General features: G+C 61.3%; 19 protein-coding genes. 8 read left to right on the top strand and 11 right to left on the bottom strand.

The window, feature by feature from the left end; all coding sequences use genetic code 11:
- Positions 1 to 134: 134 nt before the first annotated feature.
- The 3 genes from V3W39_RS32560 to V3W39_RS32550 are packed head-to-tail and all read left to right on the top strand — an operon-like array spanning position 135 to position 3,700.
- Complete coding sequence (locus V3W39_RS32560; protein ID WP_177120350.1) at positions 135 to 794, top strand: paraquat-inducible protein A; 660 nt, start codon at positions 135 to 137, stop codon at positions 792 to 794.
- Complete coding sequence (locus V3W39_RS32555; RefSeq protein WP_259197546.1) at positions 781 to 1,404, top strand: paraquat-inducible protein A; 624 nt, start codon at positions 781 to 783, stop codon at positions 1,402 to 1,404. The genes V3W39_RS32560 and V3W39_RS32555 overlap by 14 nt, the downstream gene beginning before the upstream one ends.
- Complete coding sequence (locus V3W39_RS32550) at positions 1,397 to 3,700, top strand: PqiB family protein (RefSeq protein ID WP_177115935.1); 2,304 nt, start codon at positions 1,397 to 1,399, stop codon at positions 3,698 to 3,700. Before V3W39_RS32555 ends, V3W39_RS32550 begins: the two co-directional genes overlap by 8 nt.
- A gap of 186 nt (positions 3,701 to 3,886) precedes the next feature.
- Here the strand turns inward: V3W39_RS32550 and mksF are convergent, their stop codons facing one another.
- Genes mksF through mksB form a run of 3 tightly spaced genes read right to left on the bottom strand, consistent with a single transcriptional unit; the run spans position 3,887 to position 8,698 of the window.
- On the bottom strand, positions 3,887 to 6,727 hold the full coding sequence (gene mksF / locus V3W39_RS32545; protein ID WP_177047886.1) for an Mks condensin complex protein MksF: 2,841 nt from the start codon (positions 6,725 to 6,727) through the stop codon (positions 3,887 to 3,889).
- Positions 6,724 to 7,431: an Mks condensin complex protein MksE gene (mksE, locus tag V3W39_RS32540; protein ID WP_330214097.1), complete on the bottom strand. Its 708-nt coding sequence runs from the start codon at positions 7,429 to 7,431 to the stop codon at positions 6,724 to 6,726. The genes mksF and mksE overlap by 4 nt, the downstream gene beginning before the upstream one ends.
- Positions 7,421 to 8,698: an Mks condensin complex protein MksB gene (mksB, locus tag V3W39_RS32535; protein ID WP_003214377.1), complete on the bottom strand. Its 1,278-nt coding sequence runs from the start codon at positions 8,696 to 8,698 to the stop codon at positions 7,421 to 7,423. The genes mksE and mksB overlap by 11 nt, the downstream gene beginning before the upstream one ends.
- A gap of 206 nt (positions 8,699 to 8,904) precedes the next feature.
- On the opposite strand from mksB, the gene V3W39_RS32530 reads away from it, so the two are divergent.
- Together V3W39_RS32530 and rimI are read left to right on the top strand one after the other, a co-directional pair.
- Entirely contained in the window at positions 8,905 to 9,642 is a 738-nt protein-coding gene (locus tag V3W39_RS32530) for an energy transducer TonB (protein ID WP_177047894.1), read from the top strand.
- On the top strand, positions 9,635 to 10,087 hold the full coding sequence (gene rimI, locus V3W39_RS32525; RefSeq protein ID WP_003214382.1) for a ribosomal protein S18-alanine N-acetyltransferase: 453 nt from the start codon (positions 9,635 to 9,637) through the stop codon (positions 10,085 to 10,087). The genes V3W39_RS32530 and rimI overlap by 8 nt, the downstream gene beginning before the upstream one ends.
- A gap of 170 nt (positions 10,088 to 10,257) precedes the next feature.
- Here rimI and V3W39_RS32520 read toward each other — a convergent pair whose 3' ends face one another.
- Positions 10,258 to 10,662, bottom strand: coding sequence for a serine kinase/phosphatase (locus V3W39_RS32520; RefSeq protein ID WP_330214096.1), 405 nt, complete (start codon positions 10,660 to 10,662; stop codon positions 10,258 to 10,260).
- A 151-nt stretch (positions 10,663 to 10,813) separates the two neighbouring features.
- Here V3W39_RS32520 and can point away from each other — a divergent pair, with 151 nt between their 5' ends.
- Positions 10,814 to 11,458 (top strand): carbonate dehydratase, encoded by a 645-nt coding sequence (can, locus tag V3W39_RS32515; protein WP_003214385.1) that lies wholly within the window; start codon positions 10,814 to 10,816, stop codon positions 11,456 to 11,458.
- On the opposite strand, the gene V3W39_RS32510 is transcribed toward can, so the two are convergent.
- From V3W39_RS32510 to V3W39_RS32490, 5 genes are all read right to left on the bottom strand, one after another.
- On the bottom strand, positions 11,455 to 11,979 hold the full coding sequence (locus tag V3W39_RS32510) for an SET domain-containing protein-lysine N-methyltransferase (RefSeq protein WP_330214095.1): 525 nt from the start codon (positions 11,977 to 11,979) through the stop codon (positions 11,455 to 11,457). The genes can and V3W39_RS32510 overlap by 4 nt on opposite strands.
- A gap of 172 nt (positions 11,980 to 12,151) precedes the next feature.
- On the bottom strand, positions 12,152 to 13,321 hold the full coding sequence (locus V3W39_RS32505; protein WP_177077077.1) for a hypothetical protein: 1,170 nt from the start codon (positions 13,319 to 13,321) through the stop codon (positions 12,152 to 12,154).
- Positions 13,322 to 13,443: 122 nt separating this feature from the next.
- Positions 13,444 to 15,144, bottom strand: coding sequence for an acid phosphatase (acpA, locus tag V3W39_RS32500; RefSeq protein WP_330214094.1), 1,701 nt, complete (start codon positions 15,142 to 15,144; stop codon positions 13,444 to 13,446).
- A 101-nt stretch (positions 15,145 to 15,245) separates the two neighbouring features.
- A complete protein-coding gene (locus tag V3W39_RS32495) occupies positions 15,246 to 15,566 on the bottom strand; it encodes a hypothetical protein (protein WP_177120347.1) in 321 nt (106 codons plus the stop codon).
- A 135-nt stretch (positions 15,567 to 15,701) separates the two neighbouring features.
- The gene (locus V3W39_RS32490; RefSeq protein ID WP_177077081.1) at positions 15,702 to 17,120 is read right to left on the bottom strand and encodes a short-chain fatty acid transporter; all 1,419 of its coding nucleotides are present in this window, start codon (positions 17,118 to 17,120) and stop codon (positions 15,702 to 15,704) included.
- A gap of 189 nt (positions 17,121 to 17,309) precedes the next feature.
- On the opposite strand from V3W39_RS32490, the gene V3W39_RS32485 reads away from it, so the two are divergent.
- Positions 17,310 to 18,599 (top strand): MFS transporter, encoded by a 1,290-nt coding sequence (locus tag V3W39_RS32485; RefSeq protein WP_330214093.1) that lies wholly within the window; start codon positions 17,310 to 17,312, stop codon positions 18,597 to 18,599.
- 3 nt (positions 18,600 to 18,602) lie between these two features.
- On the opposite strand, the gene V3W39_RS32480 is transcribed toward V3W39_RS32485, so the two are convergent.
- Positions 18,603 to 19,973 (bottom strand): GntT/GntP/DsdX family permease, encoded by a 1,371-nt coding sequence (locus tag V3W39_RS32480; RefSeq protein ID WP_330214092.1) that lies wholly within the window; start codon positions 19,971 to 19,973, stop codon positions 18,603 to 18,605.
- 217 nt (positions 19,974 to 20,190) lie between these two features.
- Between V3W39_RS32480 and V3W39_RS32475 the strand changes: the two genes are divergently transcribed.
- Positions 20,191 to 21,096, top strand: a complete 906-nt coding sequence (locus V3W39_RS32475) for a cation diffusion facilitator family transporter (protein ID WP_177047858.1) — start codon at positions 20,191 to 20,193, stop codon at positions 21,094 to 21,096.
- A gap of 3 nt (positions 21,097 to 21,099) precedes the next feature.
- On the opposite strand, the gene V3W39_RS32470 is transcribed toward V3W39_RS32475, so the two are convergent.
- Positions 21,100 to 21,774, bottom strand: coding sequence for a heavy metal response regulator transcription factor (locus V3W39_RS32470; protein ID WP_177047856.1), 675 nt, complete (start codon positions 21,772 to 21,774; stop codon positions 21,100 to 21,102).
- Positions 21,775 to 21,897: the final 123 nt, after the last annotated feature.

The raw sequence follows: 21,897 nt of genomic DNA, 5'->3' as shown, positions 1-21,897 counted from the left end.
TTGTTTTGGGCGGTCGAAAAGTTGCTCGTAGCACCATGCTTGATCTGCAGCCGCGCCCCGACAAATTTGCACAGTTATTTCTGAACCAGAACACTAGAATAGGCACCTAACCTTTTTTAGAGTCCGAGCCCTATATGCCCGACCCGGTTGATACCCTTGAGGTGTCAGACTTACCGCTGGACGAACTGGTGGCATGCCATGAGTGCGACTTGCTGATGCGCAAGCCAGAGCTTGTCCGCGGTGAAAAGGCCCAATGCCCGCGCTGCGGCTACGAGCTGTACGCTCACCGCCACAACGTCGTTGAACGAAGCCTGGCGTTAGTACTTGCCGCGCTGTTGTTGTACGTCCCCGCGAACTTTTTACCCATCATGCAGCTCAATCTACTCGGGCAGTCCTCGCAGGACACCGTATGGACTGGCGTTGTCGGCCTGTTCGACACCGGCATGCAAGGCGTCGCCGTGGTGGTGTTCCTCTGCAGCATGGGCATTCCATTGCTCAAGCTCCTGTGCCAACTGGCGGTATTGCTAAGCATCCGCTGGAACATTGGCCGCAGCTACGGCCTGCTGCTCTACCGCATCTACCATCACCTGAAGGATTGGGGAATGCTCGAGGTCTACCTGATGGGCGTGCTGGTGGCGATCGTAAAACTGGCCGACATGGCCTCCATCACCGTTGGCTTGGGCCTGGCCTGCTTCGTGAGTCTGTTAATGGTCCAGGTGTTGCTGGAGGTGGTGATGTCGCCTCACCAGATCTGGGAAGCGCTGTCGGGAGAGGATGCTCATGCGAGCGATTGATGCGGGCATTCTGATCTGTACGGAATGTCATGAATTAAACAAACAAGACCCGGACACCGACGAGCAAACCTGCACCCGTTGCGGTGCGCTGGTGCATGCTCGCCGTCCGAACAGCATGACGCGCACCTGGGCGCTGCTGATCACCGCGGCCATCTTGTACATCCCGGCCAATCTGTTGCCGATCATGACCGTCAGCTCCCTGGGGCAGGGCGATCCGAGCACCATCATGTCTGGCGTGATCCAGTTGATGCAGCACGGCATGTATCCCATCGCGGCGGTGGTGTTTATCGCCAGCATCCTGGTACCCACCTTCAAGCTGGTGGGCATCGGCCTGCTGTTGTTCTCGGTGCAGCGTCACCAGCCACTTTCCGCGCAACAACGCATTATCATGTACCGCTTTATCGAGTTCATTGGCCGCTGGTCCATGCTGGATATATTCGTGATCGCCATCCTGGTGGCGGTCGTAAATTTTGGGCGACTTGCCAGTGTCGAGGCCAATCTCGGTGCCGTGGCGTTCGCCAGTGTGGTGATCTTGACGATGCTTGCCGCAGTAACTTTTGATCCCCGACTGATTTGGGATAACACGGAGTCGGACGACGACCATGAGTGATTTGCCTAAGGCTAAAACCCGCCCTGCTTCCAACTGGTCGGCCATTTGGGTACTGCCCCTGATTGCCCTCATCATTGGCGGCTGGTTGGGGTGGCGTGCCTACAACCAGCAAGGTATCGAGATTCAGGTTCGCTTTGAAAGCGGCGAAGGCATCCAGGCCAACAAGACCGAAGTGGTCTACAAAGGCATGCCCGTGGGCAAGGTCAAAACCCTCGCCCTGGATGACGAAGGTAACAATCGCGGGGTGATTGCCACCATCGAGATGAACAAGGACGTCGAGCAATACCTCAAGACCAACACCCGCTTCTGGCTGGTAAAGCCGAGTGTCAGCCTGGCCGGGATCACCGGCCTGGAAACCCTGGTCTCGGGTAACTACATCGCCGCAAGCCCGGGCGATGGTGAGCCGACGCGCAAGTTCAAGGCCCTGTCCGAAGAACCCCCGTTATCCGACGCCAAGCCCGGCTTGCACCTGACGATCAAAGCTGATCGCCTCGGCTCGCTGAACCGTGGAAGCCCGGTGTTCTACAAGCAGATCCAGGTCGGCCAGGTGAAAAGCTACCTGCTCTCCGAAGACCAGACCACCGTTGAAATCAAGGTCTACATCGAACCGACCTACGCCAGCCTGGTGCGCAAACACACGCGTTTCTGGAACGCCAGCGGCATCAGCATCGACGCCAACCTCTCCGGCGTAAAAGTGCGCAGCGAATCCCTGGCCAGCATCGTTGCCGGCGGTATCGCCTTCGCCACGCCAGAGAACCGCAAAGACAGCCCGCCAACGGATCCAAGCCTGCCGTTCCGCCTGTACGAAGACTTCGACGCCGCCGCCGCTGGCATCAAGGTCAAGGTCAAACTCACCGACTTCGAAGGCCTCCAGGCGGGCCGTACGCCGGTGATGTACAAAGGCATCCAGGTCGGCAGCCTGAAAACCCTGAAGATCGACCCGGACCTTTCCAGTGCCAATGCCGAGCTGACCCTCGATCCACTGGCCGAAGACTACCTGGTCCAGGACACCCAATTCTGGGTGGTCAAGCCGTCCATCTCCCTGGCCGGCATCACCGGGCTGGAAGCGTTGGTCAAAGGTAACTACATCGCGATCCGTCCCGGCGACAAAGGCAGCGCGCCACAACGGGAGTACGTCGCCCGGGCCAAGGCGCCGCCGCTGGACCTGCGCTCCCCCGGCCTGCACATGGTGCTCTTCACCGACAACCTCGGTTCCCTGGATGTCGGCAGCCCGATCCTCTATAAGCAGGTCAAGGTCGGCTCCGTGCAGAGCTACCAGTTCTCGCGCAAGAACAAACAACTGGTGATCGGCGTCCACATCGAGAAGGAATACGAAGGACTGGTCAATGGCTCGACGCGATTCTGGAATGCCAGCGGTGTGACCCTGACCGGTGGCCTGACTGGCGGTATCCAGGTGAAAAGCGAATCCCTGGCCAGCCTGATGGCAGGTGGTATTGCCTTTGAAACCCCGGAGCAGAATGTGCCGCTGAAAAAGCGCATTCCACGGTTCCGCTTGTTCCCGGATCGCGAGGCCGCCAACCAGCACGGTACGCTGGTGACCATCAAGGTAGACCGCGCCGATGGCCTGCGCCCTGGCACGCCAGTGCGCTTCAAAGGCTTGGACGTAGGCAAGATCGAAAGTGTCGACCTGAGTGCCGACATGCAATCGGTGCTGCTCAGCGCGCGCATCACCCAAGTTGCAGATCGAATCGCCCGGGCCGGGAGTCAGTTCTGGGTGGTCAAGCCTGAACTCGGGTTGATGAAAACGTCGAACCTGGAAACCCTGGTCACAGGTCAGTACATCGAAGTGCAGCCTGCGGCCAAAAACATCGGCCCACAGAAGAGCTTCGTTGCGTTGGACAAGCCGCCAGAGGCCGTTCATCAGGAGGAAGGCCTGAGCCTGGTACTCAGCGCTGCGCGCCGTGGCTCGTTGAAGGAAGGCGTTCCGGTCACTTACCGCGAAGTCACCGTAGGCAAAGTCACCGGCTACGAGCTGGGCCAGACCGCCGACCGCGTACTGATCCACATCCTGATCGAGCCCAAGTACGCGCCACTGGTGCGCAGTGGCAGCCGCTTCTGGAACACCAGCGGTTTTGGTCTCGACTTCGGCCTGTTCAAGGGCGCGACGGTGCGCACCGAATCCCTGGAGACCCTGGTCGCCGGCGGTATCGCCTTTGCGACGCCAGACGGCGAGCGCATGGGTAACGCCGCTCGGCCCCAGCAAACCTTCCCGCTGTTCGACAAGTTTGAAGACGAATGGCTGACCTGGGCACCTAAAATCCCACTCGGCAAATAGACCGAGGCGCGGCTATCGCGGTCAAGCCCGACTCCCACATTGGACCGGGTGCTTCAGAACAACCCGGTCAACTGTGGGAGCCGGGCTTGCCCGCGATGAGGCCTTCAAAAACACAAAAAAATCCCAAGCCATAAAAAAGGCCGCGATCCAAAAGATCGCGGCCTTTTTGCATTTCAGCGCAGCCGATTAAACCTCATCCAGCTCCGGCTCATCCGCCTGCACATTCACCGTCGCCTTCACCACATCGTGACGACGGATGTACTTCCAGTCCGCCTCATCAATGTAGATCCCGTTCGGCCCGCTGCCGCCTTCCAGGTCAATCGCCACCTGGGCGGAAACCTGCGGCTTCACGCTCGCCAGAATCGGCACGAAGCCCAATTGCAGGCTGGTCTCCAGCAACGCCGCCTGGTTCTTCTCATCGATGTCCGCGGCCTCATCGAGGTAGTACGGCAGGCGCACACGCCCGGCCTGGTCGCGGTCCATCAAGTGCAGCAACAAGTACATGTTGGTCAGCGCCTTGATGGTCATGGTGGTGCCGTTGGAGGCGGCGCCATCGATGTCGGTATGGATGATCGGCTGGCCGTTGACCTTGGTGATCTCGAACGCCAATTCGAACAAGTCCTTGAGGCCCAGCTGGTTATGGTTGGCCGCTACCAGCCGCGCCAGGTACTCCTTGGCTTCCTCGTTCTTGTTGTCCTGCTCGGCGCTTTGGCTCAGGTCGAACACCGACAGGGTTTCGCCTTCTTCATACTGACCGGCACTGTGGATGATCTGGTCGATATGCTTGAGGGCTTCCTTGTTCGGTGCGAGCACGATGCGAAAGCTCTGCAGGTTGGACACCTGACGCTTGTTGATCTCGCGGTTGAACAACGCCAACTGGTGCTCAAGGCTGTCGTAGTCACTGCGGATATTGCGCAAGGTGCGCGCGATATCGGTGACCGCCGCGCGCCGCGCCTTGCCCAGGGTCAGGGCTTCGTCGGTACGGTGCGCGTAAGCGTTGATCAGCAGGTGCAGGCGACGCTCCATATCGTCTTCGCTGTCGAACTTGGCCACGCCCTTGAGGCGTACCTGTGCGTACAGCGCGTCGATCTGGCCATCAGCCCGCAGCAGGCCCTGCCAGCTGTCCTGATAGTCATTGAGCAGTGGCAGCAGGTTGTCCATGGAGTCGTCGACCGGGTCCATGAACGGCGTACCAAACGGCAAGTCTGCCGGCAGCAACTGACGACGACGCAAGGCGTCATCCAGGGTGCGTTGCTTGGCTTCCATGTCGCCGATCTGGCGGCCCACCAATTGCAGCTTGGCCGACAGTTGCTGGACGCGTTCGGTAAACGCATCGCTGGAGCGTTTCAACTCGTCCTGGGCCGCTTCCATCTGCGCCAGGCTTTCCAGCTTCTCGCCTTCCTCGGCACTCAGGGTTTGTGCACGGCGGAAATCTTCCAGCGCCTTCTGCGCGTCCAGTACCTGTTGGTACAGCGCTTCAGTCTGGGTCTTGCTCGCCGCGCGGTCAGAGGCCACGGCTTGTTGGGTTTTCAGTTGCTTGAGTTCTTTTTCCAGACGCTCTTTCTGGTCGCGCAACGCAGCGCGGTCGGCCAAGGCCTGCAACGCCGGCGGCTCGATGTGCGAGATATCAATGGCCAGCCCCGGCACTTCAAAGCGCTCGCCCTTGAAGCCATCGAGGATCTGCTCCAGGGATTTCACCCACAGGCCTTCGTCATCCAGCGTGATGCCATGCTCACCCAGCGGCAAGCTGAACAGCGAACTGTTGAACAGGCGCATCAGACGCTCGACATCCTGTTGCGAGAATTCTTCCCGCAGCTTGGCGTAGCTGTTGTTGTCGGCGTGGTCGAGTTGCTGCTTCACCGACTTCAGGCGTTTTTCCAGGTCCCGCAGACGCTCGTCCAGATCCTCGGCACTGAACTGACGCGACTGCGCCAAGGCACCGGCCAGTTCATCGTGGGCATCCTTGGCGGCCAGCAGTTGCTGCTCCAGCACCTTGACGTCATCCACCAGCGCGAAGCGATGCTTGAGCACCGACAGTTCACCGAGCCAACGCTGGATGCCGCTGATTTCCCGCTCCAGGCGCATCAGCTCCTGGGTGCCACCGCGCTGATCGTTCTGCAGCGAATCCTGCTCGTTGCGGTAATGCTCGGCCTGGATCGTCAGCTCTTCCTTGCGTGCACTGGCGTAGTCCGACCAAGTGCCCAGCAGCGAATCCAGCAGCGGCGACAGGCGATGCAGCTTGCCGCGCAGGATGTCCCGCTGTTTCACACCGTTGGCCAAGGCTTCGACCAGCGGGCCGGCAGCCACCAGCGAGTTGTAGTCTTGCTCCATGCGCCGTACATCACGGAAGGCTTCTTCACACGCCGCGATGTAATCCACGCTGCCGGAGCGCAGGCTGTGTTCGAACGCATCCAGGAACAGCTGCTTCAACTTGGCGGCGGTGATTTCCCGCATGTGCAGCAAGTTGATAAATAGCGCGCGGAACGTCTTCAGGCTTTGCTCGCTGGTGGAGCGCAGCGGAATCAGGGTCAGGTCCAGCGGGATCGACGTATGGCCGCCCACCAGCAAGCGCCGCAGTTCATCGGGCTTCAGCTCATAGGCTTTCAGGCCCTCGCGCTCAAGGTTGGTGAACAGCTCTTTCTGGCGCAGGCAGGTGTCGTTCTTCTGGTAATGCGCCAGGTCCAGCTTGCCGGCGTAGGCAAAGAACTGGTGACCGAAACCACCGCCCGGGCCGCGACCGACCACGCCGATCACGTGCGGGCCGTGGGGCAGCGCGACTTCCACCAGGATGTAGCTGGTGTCGGTGGCAAAGTAGAAACGCCGGGATTGCTCCAGGGTGTACTTGCCGAAGCTCATGTCCGACATGCGCGCCAGAATCGGGAACTGCAAGGCGTTGATCGACGCCGATTTACCGAGGTTGTTCGCGCCATACACCGACAGCGGCTCTTCCAGCGGGAACAAGCCCAGGCTGTAGCCGGCGGTGTTCAAAAGGGCGAAGCGGCGGATGCCGTAGCGTTCCTTGCTCATGCGTCGGTCTCCTGTTCTTCAGCAATGGCACGGGCCAGGGCGTCTTCTTCGCTCTCATCAGAGAAGTCACTGAGATCGAGCGGGTCATCGGTCTTCAGCAGTTTTTCATCGCTGTCTTCGTCGATGATCACCGGGGCCGGCAACGGCAGTACGCTGTGGATGCTGGCGGCGAGGTCACGGTCTTGCTGCACCGAGAGGCACACATCCAGGAAGCGGTGCATCGGCGGCAGGAAGCGGTAGATACCGTTCTCTTCACCGGCAAAACCCAGCTGGGTCATGCGGCGCATGATTTTTTCTTCCAGATCCTCGACGGTCTGTACTTCGGCCTGGATAAACAGGTCGCGGTACTTTTCCAGCAAGGACGGCAGCTCGTCACGGCCCAGGCTGCCACCGTCGAGCACGGCAATCGGGTCGCGGCCCTGATCGGCCAGGTGCTCGACGATGATGAAGGTGAACAACGCCAGGCGCTGGGCGGTCTTGTTGACCTGCGCGGCGGCCACGGCCGAGTCCGGCACGAAGTAGTAGAAACCCCGGGTGTCGCACACCAGCTCAAAACCCAGGGCCTTGAACAGCGTGCGGTACTGGTCCTGGAAGTTCGACAGTTGGGCGTACAGCTCCGGGTCGCGGCGGCTGACGTGGTAACCCTTGAACAGCTCGCGAAAGATCGGCGCCAGCTGGGACAGTTCGGATAGATCAAGATGCATGAGGGGTGCTCGCAGAATTCCCGGCCGTATCAATACTGGCTGGAAGCAGGGCGAATGAGCGCAGGCTGACCTGGTGCTCGTGAGTGTGGTAATCCCGTCGTTCCAGACGTTCGCGCTTGAAGCGTTTTTCCCGCGAGAGGCGCGAGAACCAGTACAGCAACTCGTCGGTTGCGCCGTCCGGTTCCTGCTCCAGCAGCCAGGTCATCAGGTCGGGCATCGGCAGCGCGTCTTCGCAGCGCTCGAGCATTTCCTTGACCGTGCGCGGTGCGCGAGGGGCTTCGCCCTTGTGGGATTTGTGCGCCTTGGGGAAGCGCGCCGGCTTCGGTTCGAAGTTGGCCAGGGCGTACACGTAGGCTTCGACCTGGCTGGCACTGCCGAGGAAGGTGCTTTGCGGCCGGGTAAACATCGGCATTGCGGCCTGCGGCACCGCGTCCAGGCCCTTGCGGCGGATGGCCGACAAGGCCAGCGCCGCGCCACGGGTCACGGCGTTGTGCCGGCGCGCTTCTTCCCGCAGCGGCAGCAGCAGTTCCCGGGCGTGACGCAAGGTCAGCTGGGCGCTGGTCTGCATTTCGAGGATGCGCGCGTGGGTGCGCAGCAGCATGTCGTCGTCCACCAGGTGGCCGAGGCGCTGCTGTTCGGTGAGCATGCGCAGCAGTACGTTTTCGACCTTGCGCACGCCTTGTTCAAAGGCGCCGTCGGCGTTCACCAGTTGAATCATCGGCTCGACGTATTCGTCCCAGGTCGCCAGTACTTCGGCGTAACGCTGGCGCAACGGAATCTGCCGGTCGCTGGTCTTGGCGCGGTCCGCCACGGCGGCGAGGGCCTGTTCGTCGTTGGCGAGTTTTTTCAGCACGTCCCGCACGCGCATGTCCAGCAGGCGCAGTTGGCGCGCCAGGTCATGTCCGTCGCGGATGTCGAAGGCGTCCTGGATATAACCCGCCAGGCGCTCAAGGTGGCGCAGGTAGGCTTCGATTTCCAGGCACAGGCCTAGCCGGTGCTCCTTGCGAAGATAAGCCAGGAAGTCGTGGATCTGTGCGTTGAGCTCGAAACGGTTCGGGCTCTTGGCGACAGGCACCAAAATATCCAGGCGAATCCACACGTCCAGCAGGCTGGTGATGTCCTGTGGCGTGCTGTCCAGTTGTTGGGCAGCCAGTTGGGCGCGCAGTTCGCTGAGGCTCAGGGTGCCTTGGTCGAAGTGTTCGCACAGTGGCTCAAGCAGGGCCCAGTGTTCGGCGAGGGCGCGCAAGACGCGCTTGGGTTCGATCATCGGAATGGCCGGCTGGTTAGCGATTAAAAGCAGCGATTGTACTGCATCGGTGGTGGGATTTATCCACAGCCGGTCGTGAGGCGCTCACCGGAACGATCAACAGCGGGCGATCTTCGTCGAAGGGCGGTAGAATCCCTGTTCTTTAGTTATCCACAAGTGGCCGACCTTTGCTTATCGAGTCCCGACGTCGCGCTTACTTGACCGCCATGCAGGTGGTCAACTGGCTGCCGCGCACTGAATTACCCTTCGCCGCCCCTTCGCGGCCCGAACTGCTGGAGGCCCTGGAACCGTTCGAGGCTTTTGAGGCTACGGGTGAGGAGGCGGCTGCGCCGGTGCCGCTGGTCAAGCCCGTGGCTGAAACTCCCGTGGTTCGGCCAAAGGTGGAAGTGCCACGGCCATCGCCGGTTGCCAAGCCGGTCGCTGCCGAGGAAGCGCCTGCCGTGGCCAAGGCCCCGGTGGTACCGCCGCCACGCTTTGCCCTGCAACTGCTGCGGGCCGGGCGTTGCCTGCTCTTGGTGGAGTTACCCACAGGCGAGCGCTTCCAGACCCGCGACCCGGCTTATCTGCTGCTCAAAGACATGCTGCGCGCCGCCGGCCTGCCCGACAGCCCGCAAATCGTCGGCGAGCCCGTGCGCTGGCCGCTGCTGGCCCGGGGCACCATGGACCAGGGCCCGGAGGCCGCGCGGGATTTTGTGCAAGGTTTTGTCTCGGCGCGCCTGGAAGACGAGCCCTGCGTGTGCCTGTGGCTGGTCGGCCTGCCCGCCGTGCGGTTTGCCGGTGAAGCCAACGCCGAGGCCTGGTACCGCGAACTGCAGGTCGAAGGCCTGGGCTCCGTCTGGGCCCTGCCGGGCTTGGAACTATTAATGGAAGAGCCACAGCGTAAGGCTGATGTCTGGCAAGCCATGCGCCGGCTGATGGCGCGCTGGAAAAGTACCGATGAGTGAAGCTTTATCCTTCCGCCCGATGACCGAGGCGGACCTCGACGCTGTACTGAAGATCGAATACGCAGCGTTCAGCCACCCCTGGACCCGCGGGATTTTTCTCGATGGGCTGGGCAAGTACCAGATCTGGCTGATGTTCGAAGGTGAGCAGCAGGTGGGCCACGGGGTGGTGCAGATCATCCTCGATGAAGCGCATTTGCTGAACATCACCGTCAAGCCGGAAAACCAGGGCCGTGGCCTGGGCTTGAGCTTGCTGGAGCACCTGATGTCCCGGGCCTACGAGGCCAAGGCGCGGGAATGTTTCCTGGAGGTGCGCGACAGCAACACCGGCGCGTTCCGGCTCTATGAGCGCTATGGTTTCAACGAGATTGGCCGCCGGCGGGATTACTACCCCGCCGTTGGTGGTCGCGAAGATGCGGTCGTGATGGCCTGCACCCTGGTGGATTGATCCCAAAAGCTTCGCGGGCAACCTCGCCCCACATTGGAATGCGACCCACTGTGGGAGCTGGCTTGCCTGCGATGGCATCCCCTCGGTCTCGCTGAGACACCGAGGCGCCTGCATCGCGGGCAAGCCCGGCTCCCACAAGGGGCATTTTTCATCGCTGGGTCTGTGTTGTGTCAGCGGTTTCCGTCCACTGGATCCCGCTCTGCCATCTCGGCTTCATCCAGGCCATTGCCGCCGCCAATCTCATCTTCATCGACGATGCTCAGGTCCCAATCGGCCTGTTCACCTTCACCTTCTTCCCGGGCATCCCTTGCGCCATCCTCGCGGATCAACGTTTCCGGGCTCATGTCATCGTCGGTCGATTCATGGTCAGCGGTGGAAGCCCCGGTCATCCCGGCCTCGCGTACCCCTTCGTCGGGCATCAAGTGCTCGCGTTCGCGGGACGGAATCTCGTCGCCGATCTCCGCCGTCGGCTCTTCCTCGTCAAAATCCAGTTCCCGCATCGAACCCATGCGGTCTTCGTTGTCATCAATCGGTTCCGGTTGGGTGGCGCCGAAAGGACGTCGTGAATCAGTCATGGCGATTCCTCATACTGTGGGGCTTATAGTGTGTGGACAGGCATGGCTCCCCAAGATTCAAGTAATCGCCCGCCGGCTATCTTTATTCCCGGCGTGACCCGGATGGGCGGTCGTCTGTCAAAGCTGCGCATCATTCCTGAGGCTTTCCCTGATGAACGAACTACAAGACCTGCTTGATAACAACGAACGCTGGGCGGATGCGATCAAACAGGAAGATCCCGAATTCTTCGCCAAGCTCGCCCGCCAGCAAACCCCGGAATACCTGTGGATCGGCTGTTCCGACGCCCGCGTACCGGCCAACGAGATCGTCGGCATGCTGCCTGGCGACCTGTTTGTACACCGCAACGTGGCCAACGTGGTGCTGCACACCGACCTCAATTGCCTGTCGGTGATCCAGTACGCCGTCGACGTGCTCAAGGTCAAACACATCCTGGTCACCGGCCACTATGGCTGTGGCGGCGTGCGCGCCTCGATGCAGGACAACCAGTTGGGCCTGATCGACGGCTGGCTGCGCACCATCCGTGACCTGTACTACGAAAACCGCGACGTGCTGGCCCAACTGCCCACGGAAGAGGAACGTGTCGACCGTTTGTGCGAGCTGAATGTGATTCAGCAAGTGGCGAATGTCGGCCATACCAGCATTGTGCAAAATGCCTGGCATCGCGGGCAGAGCCTGTCGGTTCACGGCTGCATCTACGGGATCAAGGACGGTCGCTGGAAAAGCCTGAACACCACCATCAGTGGTTTCGAGCAATTGCCGCCGCAATACCGCCTGCGCCCGTTGGGTGCGGTCTAAGGGCTTTTGCGCTTGCGCCACTGCTCCATGAACTGTTGACCCTCGGCGTTCAGCGCCTCCTTCATGCCGGTGATCCAGCCCCGGCAGTTGAGCTCGCCACATTGGCAGCGAAACTGCCGGAACAGCACATCCTCGGTGCTGGCGTAGTCCATGGTCACCAGGGCGCCAGCGGGAACGGCCTGGACGGACCACAGTTCCAGATACGTCATGTCGAGAAACACGTTCGGGTTGCACGAGTGCGACAGCAGACCGCTGAACCATGGGTCGTACAAATGGATGCGCGACGACATCTGCACCGTGTGCAGGCGCCGCTCACTCAGGGCGTAGCCGGACACCTTGGCGATGCACATGCGGCTGTCGAAGGCGATGCGGGTCTTGATCCCCTCGCCTGAGCCGTCCCGGGTGCTTACCACTTCATAGTCACTTGTGCGGGGGTAAGCGTGCTCGGCGAGCACGCTCGCAAAAGGGTAAAGGCAGTCATTCACAACGGTTTTAGCCTTGTCCATGGCGTGAGTTTTCATGACTCTCCAGGAGTGGGCTGCATCGACTTGCCGTTGGTGTCTTGACTGCCAGTCTTGCAGCGAATGGGCGCGGCTCAAGACTCGCTGAAGTGGGATCCAATTTCTACTGTCATATCTGACAGTAGAAATTGGCTATTTTTTATGTAGGAAAATGCCTGCATGGCGGGCTGTGTCAAAGGGCGGGTTCATCAACCGAGGGTGCCGGGGCTGCGCTTTTCAGCTGTCTCAGCTGAGTTTTTATCGCCGGTTGGGCGCACTTGGCGTTCGCCTGCTCGGGCGTCAGTTCGCGGATCGAGGTATAGAACAGTTCGCAGGTCTGCTCCTTGCGTGTCACCTGCCAGGTGTTCATGCAGCCCTTGAGCTGCACATTCGGATCGCTGGCCGGTTTCTGGCCCATCGAGGCCTGCCAGCAGGCGGCGCTCAAGTCCTGTCCCATCACCTTCAGACCGGCCTCGTCGGCCTTTTGCTGGTCACCGTCGTACGTGTCTGGGTTGGCGGCATACCAGATGTAGCTCGGGTGATTGGCCCCCAGCACGGCAACCGGGTTACCGCCCGCCGGGCTGATCTGCGCCAGGCCCAGTACCGGTACGGTTTGCCCGTATTGCTGCTTGATCCAGGCTCGCACCGGCGCCCCGAAGGCCACCATCGGCAAGGCGCCGCCGGCGTGCTGGCTCAGCTCCTTGACCATGCGCGTCTGATAGTCGGTGAAGTAACCGTACACGCCTTCCAGGTCCTTGCCCGCGGTGGCAGGGGCGGCGATCGGGGCGATGTCGATGATGGTCTGGTATTCCGGGGTCTGGGTCGCCGGGATGCCGTTGGCGGTGAGCAAGGTCGCCCAGCGGTCGGTGGTGGCCGACTCCAGGTAATCCTGGAAATGGGTGAGCGAGTAATCCGGCGGGAAGTGCAGCAACTCGATGCTCTTGCGATTTTCCAGGGCCATGCCCAGCGGCAGGAACAGGTACCAGTTGAACTGCCACTTGCCATCGCCATTGAGTTTGCTGGCGCCCTGGTAAGCCAGGTCGGCGGTGTCGAGCAGAGTAGTCAACGGCTGGCCATAACCGTCCGGCACGCCGCTGAAGGTGGCAAGCACCTGGTCATGGTCGGTCTTGACGCTGACTTTGCCCCGGCTGTAACCGTCACGTTGCAGGCTTTGGTTCAGGTAGTGCTCGACGGTCTGTTCCAGCGTCCAGGGACGAAAACAGATGACGTTGCAATTGTTCGGGTACGCGAATAACTGGGTGACCCGTTGCGGGGTACCCAGCGGTACGGTGACGTCAGCCTGTACAACCGCACTCAAGGTCAGTGCGGCCAGGATGAAGGACAACCTGGAGAGTTTGAACATGGATGGTTCCCTGTCAGCGAAAGCCCGTCTGCGCGGGGTGAATGCCCACCTTCACACAGTAGCGGTTGACCGGGAAAAGCGCGTTAAAAAACTACGCGCTTGTCGCTTTTGAGCAAATGCGTCTACACCGGGAAGTGCAAGGCGTTGCTCAAGTCGCCCATGGGCTTCTGGCCGCGTGCGGTCATGGCATCGTCGCGCTGCTTGAGCCCGTCGAGGGTTTCCAGTTGGAACACCCGGGTGATCAGGCGCAGGATCGACGCGGTGTCGTAGACGGTATGGTCCACCGTGCCCTTGCGCGCGAACGGCGAAACCACCAGCGCCGGGATCCGCGTGCCCGGGCCCCAGCGATCGCCTTTTGGCGGTGCAACGTGGTCCCACCAGCCGCCGTTTTCATCGACGGTTACGATCACCACCATGTTCTTCCACTGCGGGCTTTCCTGCAGCACCTTCAAGGCGCGGGTGATATGCCGGTCGCCCGAAGCGACGTCAGCGTAACCGGCGTGCATGTTCAGGTTGCCCTGGGGCTTGTAGAAGGTCACCGCAGGCAGCTTGCCGGCCTGGGCATCGGCGAAAAACTTGTTGGTGCTGGCGTCATCCCCCAGGCCGCCATCGCGCAGGCGTTTATTGCGCTCAGCCGAGTTTTCCGGGCCTTGCTGCTTGAAGTAGTTGAACGGCTGGTGGTGGTACTGGAAGTTCGGAATCTTCGGGATGCCGCCCGAGTCCTTGAACTGATCCAGCGTTGCTTGCCACGCACCGGCGTACCAGGCCCAGTCGACGTTCTTTTTCGACAGTTTGTCGCCGATATGCTCGTGGGTTTGTGGCACCAGCACGTTAGGCAAGTCGGGCTTGGAGTAATCCGGGCGCTCGGGGTCGCGAATCCAGGTCGGCCAGTAAGGCGGGGCCAGGGTGTTCACGCCATAACCGTCCGGGGTCAGTGCGCTGGGGCCAAATTGCGGTGGGCCGGTCATGGCGCTGGCCGGGGATTTGTCCAGGGGCTTGAGGCGCGGGTCGGTCGGATCGTCGCTTTGCAGCGTGGCGATCTGCGCCTTGGCCACCGATTGAGCCGCGTTCGGGTAAACCGGCGGGGTGGCGCTGATCAGGTATTGGTGGTTGAGGAACGATCCGCCAAATGCGCCCTGGAAGAAGTTATCGCAGAGTACAAACTCCTTCGCCACATCCCACAAGCGCAGGGCGTAACGGCTCTGGGCGTAATGGCCCATCAGCAGGCCGCCGGAGTCGCCCCAGGCCACGAACCCATCGTTTTTACCGCCATTGATCTGCATCTGGTTCTGATAGAACACGTGCCACAAATCCCGCGTCACCAGGCTCAGCGGCTGGTCTTCACCGTTGGGGCCTTTCAGGGCATAGGGGGCGTTGGGCAGGTTTTCCTGGTATTGCACTTCGCTGGGGTAGGTCACGCCGTCCACGGTCTGTGGGCCGATTTGCAACACGCCGCCCCAGGTTGGGGGCAGGGCGCTCAGCAGGCTGCCATCGCGGTCGCGTTGCTGGTAGTCCGCGGCGGTGAGGGCCGACAGGGGTTTCTCGACCCCGGGGAAATCAGCAAACAGGTTGTTGAAACTGCGGTTTTCGGCGTAGATCACCACCACGGTTTTAACCTGTTCGTGCAGGGCCTTGTCCAGCTCTTGCGGCGTCAGCGGCCGCTCCACCGGCTTGCCGGGTGCCTCGCTGGTATTGCCGCAGGCACTCAGGGTCGCACCCACCCCCAGCACGGCCGCGCCTCCCAGGAAGCGCCGCCGGCTGGTGTCGACTGGCGGTTTGGCTTCAATGTCTTGGGAAGGGCGGTCTTCGTGCTCGTCGCTCATTGCTGGGAGTCCCTGCTGGTTGAATGTTGCAAGATATTTCGCAGGACGGTAGCAATGCAATGTGACGGAACGAAGACAGTGCCTTGAACGCTACAGGCCGCTCATAACAAGCGCAGTGCCAATTGGCTGCCGGCGCGCAAGTACTCCACCTGGGCCGCCAGCGCATCCTTGACGATGGCCTCGCCCGTATCGGTCAGCTTGGCTTTCTTGGCATCGATGACGCAGGACTGCAGCAGTTGCATGGCCACGTCCATGGCTTTCTGGAACGCCGTCACGTTGTTGTGCAGGCCAAACTCCTTGATAACGGTGGCCATGCGGCAATCGGCATTGTCGCGCAGGCCCTGGTACTCAACGAACGACACGTTGCCGTCCTTGTAAATAGCATTGATCAACTCTTCCAGAGATTTGGATAGGGGCGTCATCGGATTTTCCTTGGGGGGTGAGGAGTCATCCGAATCAGGTTAATCAAAGGCGTTGGCGGCAGAAATCAGGGGTTGCCACCGTATTGAGTGGGACAACCCCGACGCGTCTGATCAGAAAGGTTACTGGCAGCTGCCCTATGGCATTACCGGCGGCAAATATTTAAGCGTCGTGCCCAACGCCCACAGCAAAAACAGCACCAGCGGCGTATGCACCAGCAACTGCACAAACGAGAAACCAATCAAATCCCGCGCCTTCAACCCCAGGACCCCCAGCAGCGGCAACATATAGAACGGGTTGATCAGGTTCGGCAGCGCCTCGGCGGCGTTGTAGATCTGCACCGCCCAGCCCAGGTGATATTCCAGGTCATTGGCGACCTGCATCACATACGGCGCCTCGATAATCCACTTGCCGCCACCCGACGGGATAAAGAAGCCCAGCACCGCCGAGTACACGCCCATCAACAGCGCGTAGGTGTCGTGGGACGCGATCGAGGTGAAGAAGGTCGAGATATGGTGGGCCAGGGTCGCGCCGTCACCGCCTTTGACCACCGTCATCAACGCCGCAATCGAGCCATACAACGGGAACTGGATCAGCACCCCGGTGGTGGTCGGCACCGCACGGGCCACCGCATCGAGGAAGCTGCGCGGGCGCCAGTGCAGCAACGCACCCACCATCAGGAACAGGAAGTTGTAGGTATTGAGCCCCGAGATCGCGCTGATCGCCGGCTTGGTCGAGAATTCATGGAACAGCCACCCTGCTGCCAGCAACGCCAACAGGATGGTCAGCAACGGGCTGTGTTCCAGCCACTCGCCCGGACGGGTCGGCGGTTGCGGTTTGGGCATGTTGAAGGCCGGGTCGATACCGCAGGCCTTGGCGTCACGGGCGGAGTTCGGCCCGGGCGCGGTGGCATAGGCGATGATCAGCGAGACCACGATCAGCGCCAGCAACAGCACGCCGGATTGCCACAGGAAGATGGTGTCGGTGAACGGGATCATCCCGGTGATCGACAGGATCGACGGCGGCAAACTCGCCGGGTTGGCTTGCAACTGCGCCGCTGACGACGACAGCCCCAGCGCCCATACCGCACCCAGGCCCAAATAGGCCGCAGCACCGGCTGCGCGATAGTCCATGCGCAAATCCGTGCGACGGGCCAATGCGCGCACCAGCAAACCGCCGAACACCAGGGACAGGCCCCAGTTGAGTAACGAGGCGACCATCGAAATCAGCGCCACCCACGCCACGGCAGAACGGCCGTTCTTGGGGATGCGCGCCAGGCGATCGATCAATTTCACGGCGGGCGGGGAGCTGGCGACCACATAACCGCCAATCACCACGAAGGCCATTTGCATGGTGAACGGGATCAGACTCCAGAAGCCATCACCGAAGGCCTTGGCGGCTTCGGTCGGCGCGGCGCCCATGCCCAGGGTCGCCACGGCGACAATGATCACGGCGAGGGCGGCAAACACCCAGGAGTCAGGGAACCAGCGCTCGGCGAAGTTGGAACAACGCAGGGCAAATCGGGCGTAGCGGCTTTCTTCGATAGCATCGGCCACGTTCAGTACCTCTATTTGTATTTATTATGGGGGGCGGCAGTTTTGCTGCATGTTCCTCTACGGCTATTCATTTGGGAATGTAGTTATCTTCATTGATCAATGAGTAAAGCAAATATATCCAGCGTGATTGCCATCACCCGGCCCAGCTCATAACCTGCAGGCCATTTTGTTTGTCTGCCGAGCTTGTTCATGACTGCCACCTCTTATCCACAGGCGCAGCGTTTCTCCCGCTCCGACTACAAAACCCTGGGCCTGGCCGCCCTGGGCGGGGCCCTGGAAATCTACGACTTCATCATCTTTGTATTTTTCGCGCTGACCCTCAGCCAGCTGTTCTTCCCGCCGGAAATGCCCGAATGGCTGCGCCTGCTGCAAAGCTTCGGCATCTTCGTCACCGGCTACCTCGCGCGACCGCTGGGCGGGATCCTGATGGCGCATTTCGCCGATCACCTGGGACGCAAGCGGGTGTTCAGCCTGAGCATCCTGATGATGGCCTTGCCCTGCCTGCTGATCGGGATCATGCCCACCTACGCCCAAATCGGCTATTTCGCGCCGTTGATCCTGCTGGCGCTGCGCATCCTCCAGGGTGCGGCGGTGGGCGGGGAAGTGCCCAGCGCCTGGGTATTTGTCGCCGAGCACGCCCCCAACAACCATCGCGGTTATGCCCTGGGCTTCCTGCAGGCCGGGCTGACCTTCGGCTACCTGCTCGGCGCGCTCACCGCCACGCTGCTGGCGCAAGTCTTCACCCCGGCAGAAATCCTCGACTACGCCTGGCGTTTCCCGTTCCTGCTCGGCGGCGTATTTGGCGTGATCGGCGTCTGGCTGCGGCGCTGGCTCAGCGAAACCCCGGTGTTCCTGCAAATGCAGGCCCGCCGCCAGGCCGGCGCCGAATTGCCATTGCGCACCGTGCTACGGGAACACCGCAGCGCGCTGCTGCCGGCGATGATCCTCACCTGCGTGCTCACCTCAGCTGTCGTGGTGCTGGTGGTGATTACCCCGACCATGATGCAGAAAACCTTCGGCATGAGCCCCAGCCACACCTTCGCCTTGAGCGCGCTGGGCATCGTGTTCCTGAACATTGGTTGCGTGCTGGCCGGCCTGCTGGTGGACCGCATTGGCGCGTGGCGCGCAGTGTTGGTCTACAGCCTGTTGCTGCCGGTGGGGATTGCAGTGCTGTATGCCAGCCTGATCGCGGGCGGCGTGTGGCTCGGCGCGGCGTATGCGATTGCCGGCTTGAGTTGCGGGGTGGTGGGCGCGGTGCCGTCGGTGATGGTCAGCCTGTTCCCGGCGCAGGTGCGGGTGTCGGGGATTTCCTTCACCTACAACATTGCGTATGCGCTGTGGGCGAGTACCACGCCGTTGATGTTGATCGCGTTGATGCCCACCAGCCCGTGGATCTGCGTGGGGTATTGCGTGGTGATGGGCGCGGTGGGCGCAGTGAGTGCGGCGCATTTTGGCAAGCGCCGCACCCACGCGGGATAAAGCCTACGTCAGGAAGTGCCACATCAGCAGCGTGCCCACCAGGCCCACCACCGAGACGATGGTCTGCAACACCGACCACACCCAGATCGTCTGCTTCAACTGCAAGCCGAAGTACTCACGCACCATCCAGAAGCCGGCGTCGTTGACATGGCAGAAGAACACCGAGCCGGCGCCAATTGCCAGGGCGACCAGTGAGCTTTGCGTCGCTGCCAACCCCGCCATCATCGGCGCCAGAATGCCCGCCGTGGTGGTAGTGGCAACAGTCGCCGAACCGGTGGCCTGACGCAGCGCCACGGCAATCAGCCAGGCCAGCAGCAGGTACGGCATGTGCGCGCCTTCGGCCACCTTGCTGATGGTCTGGCTTACACCGGCATCCAGCAACGTTTGCTTCAACCCGCCGCCCGCACCGATGGTCAGCAACAGCACCGCGATCGGCGCCAGCGCTTTACGCAAGGTATTGCCCACATCGGCCCGCGGCATGCCGCTGGCCCAGCCCAGGCAAATCACCGCGGCGATCACCGCCAGGCCGAGCGCGATCAACGGCTCACCGAGGAACTTCAAGGTCAGCGCCACCGGGCTTTCCGGCGACATGGCGATCTTGGCCAGGGTGCTGCCGAGCATCAGGATCACCGGCAACAGAATGATCAGCAGCGACACGCTAAAACTCGGCTGGCGCGGGGCCTTGGGCGGTGCACTGAACAGCGCGCCAATGTCGGCCGGCTCATCCACGTGCATTCGCTTGGACAGCCAGTTGCCGTACAGCGGGCCGGCCAGGATCACGGCGGGCACCGCGAGGCAGAAGCCCAGCAACATGGTCAGGCCCAGGTCGGCGTGCAACGCGCCTACCGCAATCAGCGGCCCCGGATGCGGTGGCATCAGGGCGTGCAGGGTGGTCATGCCCGCCAGCGCCGGGATCGCGATCTTCAGCAGCGGTTGGTTCGAGCGCTTGGCCATCACAAAGATGATCGGCACCATCATCACCAGGCCCACTTCGAAGAACAGCGGCAAGCCAATCACCATTGCCACCAGCGCCATCACCCACGGCAACGACTTGCCCTTGCCCAGGCCGAGCAGGGTGGTGGCGATACGGTCGGCGGCCCCGGATTCGGCCATCAACGCGCCGAGCATCGAGCCCAGGGCAATGATGATCCCGGCTTCACCAAGGATCGCCCCGGCGCCTTTGCTGAAGGCCTTGGCTACTTCTTCCGGCGGCAAGCCCGCGCCCACACCGGCGATAAAGGTGCCGATCAGGATCGACAAAAATGGCGGCAGCTTGGTCGCGCTGATCAACACAATGATGCTGGCAATCGCCAGCAGTACGCAGAACATGAGGCGGGTGTCGTGAACCATCCACGCGGCAGTCGATAACTCCAAAACGGGACTCCTTATCGAACAGGTTGGCTAATATGTTTCTTTTTGTTTCCTGCTCGAAAAGCATACCTGATAGAACGGTTCCAGAGCGTTCATGTTCAATTTTGGTGCGCACGGCGTAACGTCTGGCTGACGGCGTAATGACAATTTCGTAACCCATGCCGGAGGTTTTGGCCTATAGCTCTATGATCAAGCGGACTACTACCCACGAGGACATTTCATGAGCGCAGGACACAGCCACGCCCAAGTACGCGCCGGCCACGAACGCAAGTTATGGATGGCCCTGGGGCTGACCTCAAGTTTCATGATTGCCGAGGTGATCGGCGCCTTTATCACTGGCAGCCTGGCGCTGTTGTCCGACGCCGCGCACATGATGACCGACGCCCTGGCCCTGGCAATTTCCCTGGTGGCGATCCAGGTGGCCAAGCGCCCCGCCGACCGCAAGCGCACCTTCGGCTATGCGCGTTTCGAGATCCTGGCGGCGGCGTTTAATGCGCTGCTGCTGTTCGCCGTGGCGTTCTACATCCTTTATGAGGCCTATCAACGCCTGCAGGCGCCCGCCGAAATCCAGTCCACGGGCATGCTGGTGATCGCTGTGCTGGGGCTGATCGTCAACCTGATTTCCATGCGCCTGTTAAGCGCGGCCAGCGGCGAAAGCCTCAATGTGAAGGGCGCTTACCTGGAAGTCTGGAGCGACATGCTCGGGTCCATCGGCGTGATCATCGCCGCGCTGCTGATCATGTACACCGGCTGGGGCTGGGTGGATTCGGTGGTCGCGGCGGCGATTGGCTTCTGGGTGTTGCCACGTACCTGGACCCTGCTCAAGGAAAGCATGAACGTGCTGCTGCAAGGCGTGCCCGACGGCATCGATATCGACAAGGTGGAGCAGGCGATTCGCGGCGTTCCCGGGGTGACGGAGGTGCACGACCTGCATATCTGGGCGCTCACCAGCGGCAAGAACGTGCTGAGTACGCATCTGGTGGCGGATTCGGCCCAAGGCAGCGAGCAACAGATCCTCAGCCAGGTGACGGAATTACTGCATGAACAATTCGATATTTCCCACGCCACCATCCAGGTGGAGGGCACCGGCTTTCACCACGACGAGCATGACGAGGTGCACGCCTGACCCTTACTCGCGGTCTTCCAGCACATAACCCACGCCGCGCAAGGTATGGATCAACTTGCGCTCGAACGGGTCATCGATCTTCGCCCGCAGGCGGCGGATCGACACTTCCACCACATTGGTGTCGCAATCAAAGTTCATGTCCCACACGAACGAGATGATTTGCGTACGGGACAGCACCACGCCGCTCTGGCGCATCAACAAATGCAGCAGGGCGAACTCCTTGGTGGTCAGGTCGATGCGCTGTAAACCGCGAAATGCCCGGTGGCGGCCCTGATCCAATTCCAGGTCGGCCACCCGCAACACATCCGGCACTGGCGACTGGGTGCTGCGGCGCATCAAGGTGCGCACCCGCGCCAGCAATTCCGGGAATTCAAACGGCTTGACCAGGTAATCATCGGCGCCCAGGTCCAGGCCCTTGATCCGATCGGCGAGGCGGCCCTGGGCGGTCAGCATCATGATCCGCGTGCTGCTGTTCTCACGGATGCGCTGCAGCACATCCCAGCCATCCATCAGCGGCAGATTTACATCCAGCATCACCAGGTCGTAAGCGTGCTGGCGGGACAAATGCAAACCGTCGGCACCGGTGGCGGCACAGTCGACGATATAGCCACTTTCACTCAATCCCTGATGTAAGTAATCGGCGGTTTTAGGTTCGTCTTCGATAACCAGAATACGCATGTCGAGGATCCCGCTGGGCAGTGGAAAAGTTGGCCGCAGCTTAAAGCAAAAGCCCGGCGCAGAGCCGTTGCTAACGGATTTGTAATGTTCTGGCCACTCCTCTGATAAGTACCGAAAGTTACA

It is taken from the genome of Pseudomonas sp. Z18(2022), assembly GCF_036346535.1.
Lineage (GTDB): Bacteria > Pseudomonadota > Gammaproteobacteria > Pseudomonadales > Pseudomonadaceae > Aquipseudomonas > Aquipseudomonas yamanorum_A.
Note: the sequence above shows the minus strand (reverse complement) of the source record. Positions and strands in the feature narration are given on the sequence as shown.

Bases quoted from the DNA above. Each gene is read 5' to 3' on its own strand.
- rimI (WP_003214382.1), top strand. From the start codon at position 9,635: ATGAGTGAAGCTTTATCCTTCCGCCCGATGACCGAGGCGGACCTCGAC.
- acpA (WP_330214094.1), bottom strand. From the start codon at position 15,144: ATGAGCGACGAGCACGAAGACCGCCCTTCCCAAGACATTGAAGCCAAA.
- V3W39_RS32505 (WP_177077077.1), bottom strand. From the start codon at position 13,321: ATGTTCAAACTCTCCAGGTTGTCCTTCATCCTGGCCGCACTGACCTTG.
- V3W39_RS32520 (WP_330214096.1), bottom strand. From the start codon at position 10,662: ATGACTGATTCACGACGTCCTTTCGGCGCCACCCAACCGGAACCGATT.
- mksE (WP_330214097.1), bottom strand. From the start codon at position 7,431: ATGCATCTTGATCTATCCGAACTGTCCCAGCTGGCGCCGATCTTTCGC.
- V3W39_RS32560 (WP_177120350.1), top strand. From the start codon at position 135: ATGCCCGACCCGGTTGATACCCTTGAGGTGTCAGACTTACCGCTGGAC.
- V3W39_RS32510 (WP_330214095.1), bottom strand. From the start codon at position 11,979: ATGAAAACTCACGCCATGGACAAGGCTAAAACCGTTGTGAATGACTGC.
- V3W39_RS32530 (WP_177047894.1), top strand. From the start codon at position 8,905: ATGCAGGTGGTCAACTGGCTGCCGCGCACTGAATTACCCTTCGCCGCC.
- V3W39_RS32555 (WP_259197546.1), top strand. From the start codon at position 781: ATGCGAGCGATTGATGCGGGCATTCTGATCTGTACGGAATGTCATGAA.
- V3W39_RS32495 (WP_177120347.1), bottom strand. From the start codon at position 15,566: ATGACGCCCCTATCCAAATCTCTGGAAGAGTTGATCAATGCTATTTAC.
- V3W39_RS32470 (WP_177047856.1), bottom strand. From the start codon at position 21,774: ATGCGTATTCTGGTTATCGAAGACGAACCTAAAACCGCCGATTACTTA.
- can (WP_003214385.1), top strand. From the start codon at position 10,814: ATGAACGAACTACAAGACCTGCTTGATAACAACGAACGCTGGGCGGAT.
- V3W39_RS32485 (WP_330214093.1), top strand. From the start codon at position 17,310: ATGACTGCCACCTCTTATCCACAGGCGCAGCGTTTCTCCCGCTCCGAC.
- V3W39_RS32550 (WP_177115935.1), top strand. From the start codon at position 1,397: ATGAGTGATTTGCCTAAGGCTAAAACCCGCCCTGCTTCCAACTGGTCG.
- V3W39_RS32475 (WP_177047858.1), top strand. From the start codon at position 20,191: ATGAGCGCAGGACACAGCCACGCCCAAGTACGCGCCGGCCACGAACGC.
- mksB (WP_003214377.1), bottom strand. From the start codon at position 8,698: ATGATCGAACCCAAGCGCGTCTTGCGCGCCCTCGCCGAACACTGGGCC.
- mksF (WP_177047886.1), bottom strand. From the start codon at position 6,727: ATGAGCAAGGAACGCTACGGCATCCGCCGCTTCGCCCTTTTGAACACC.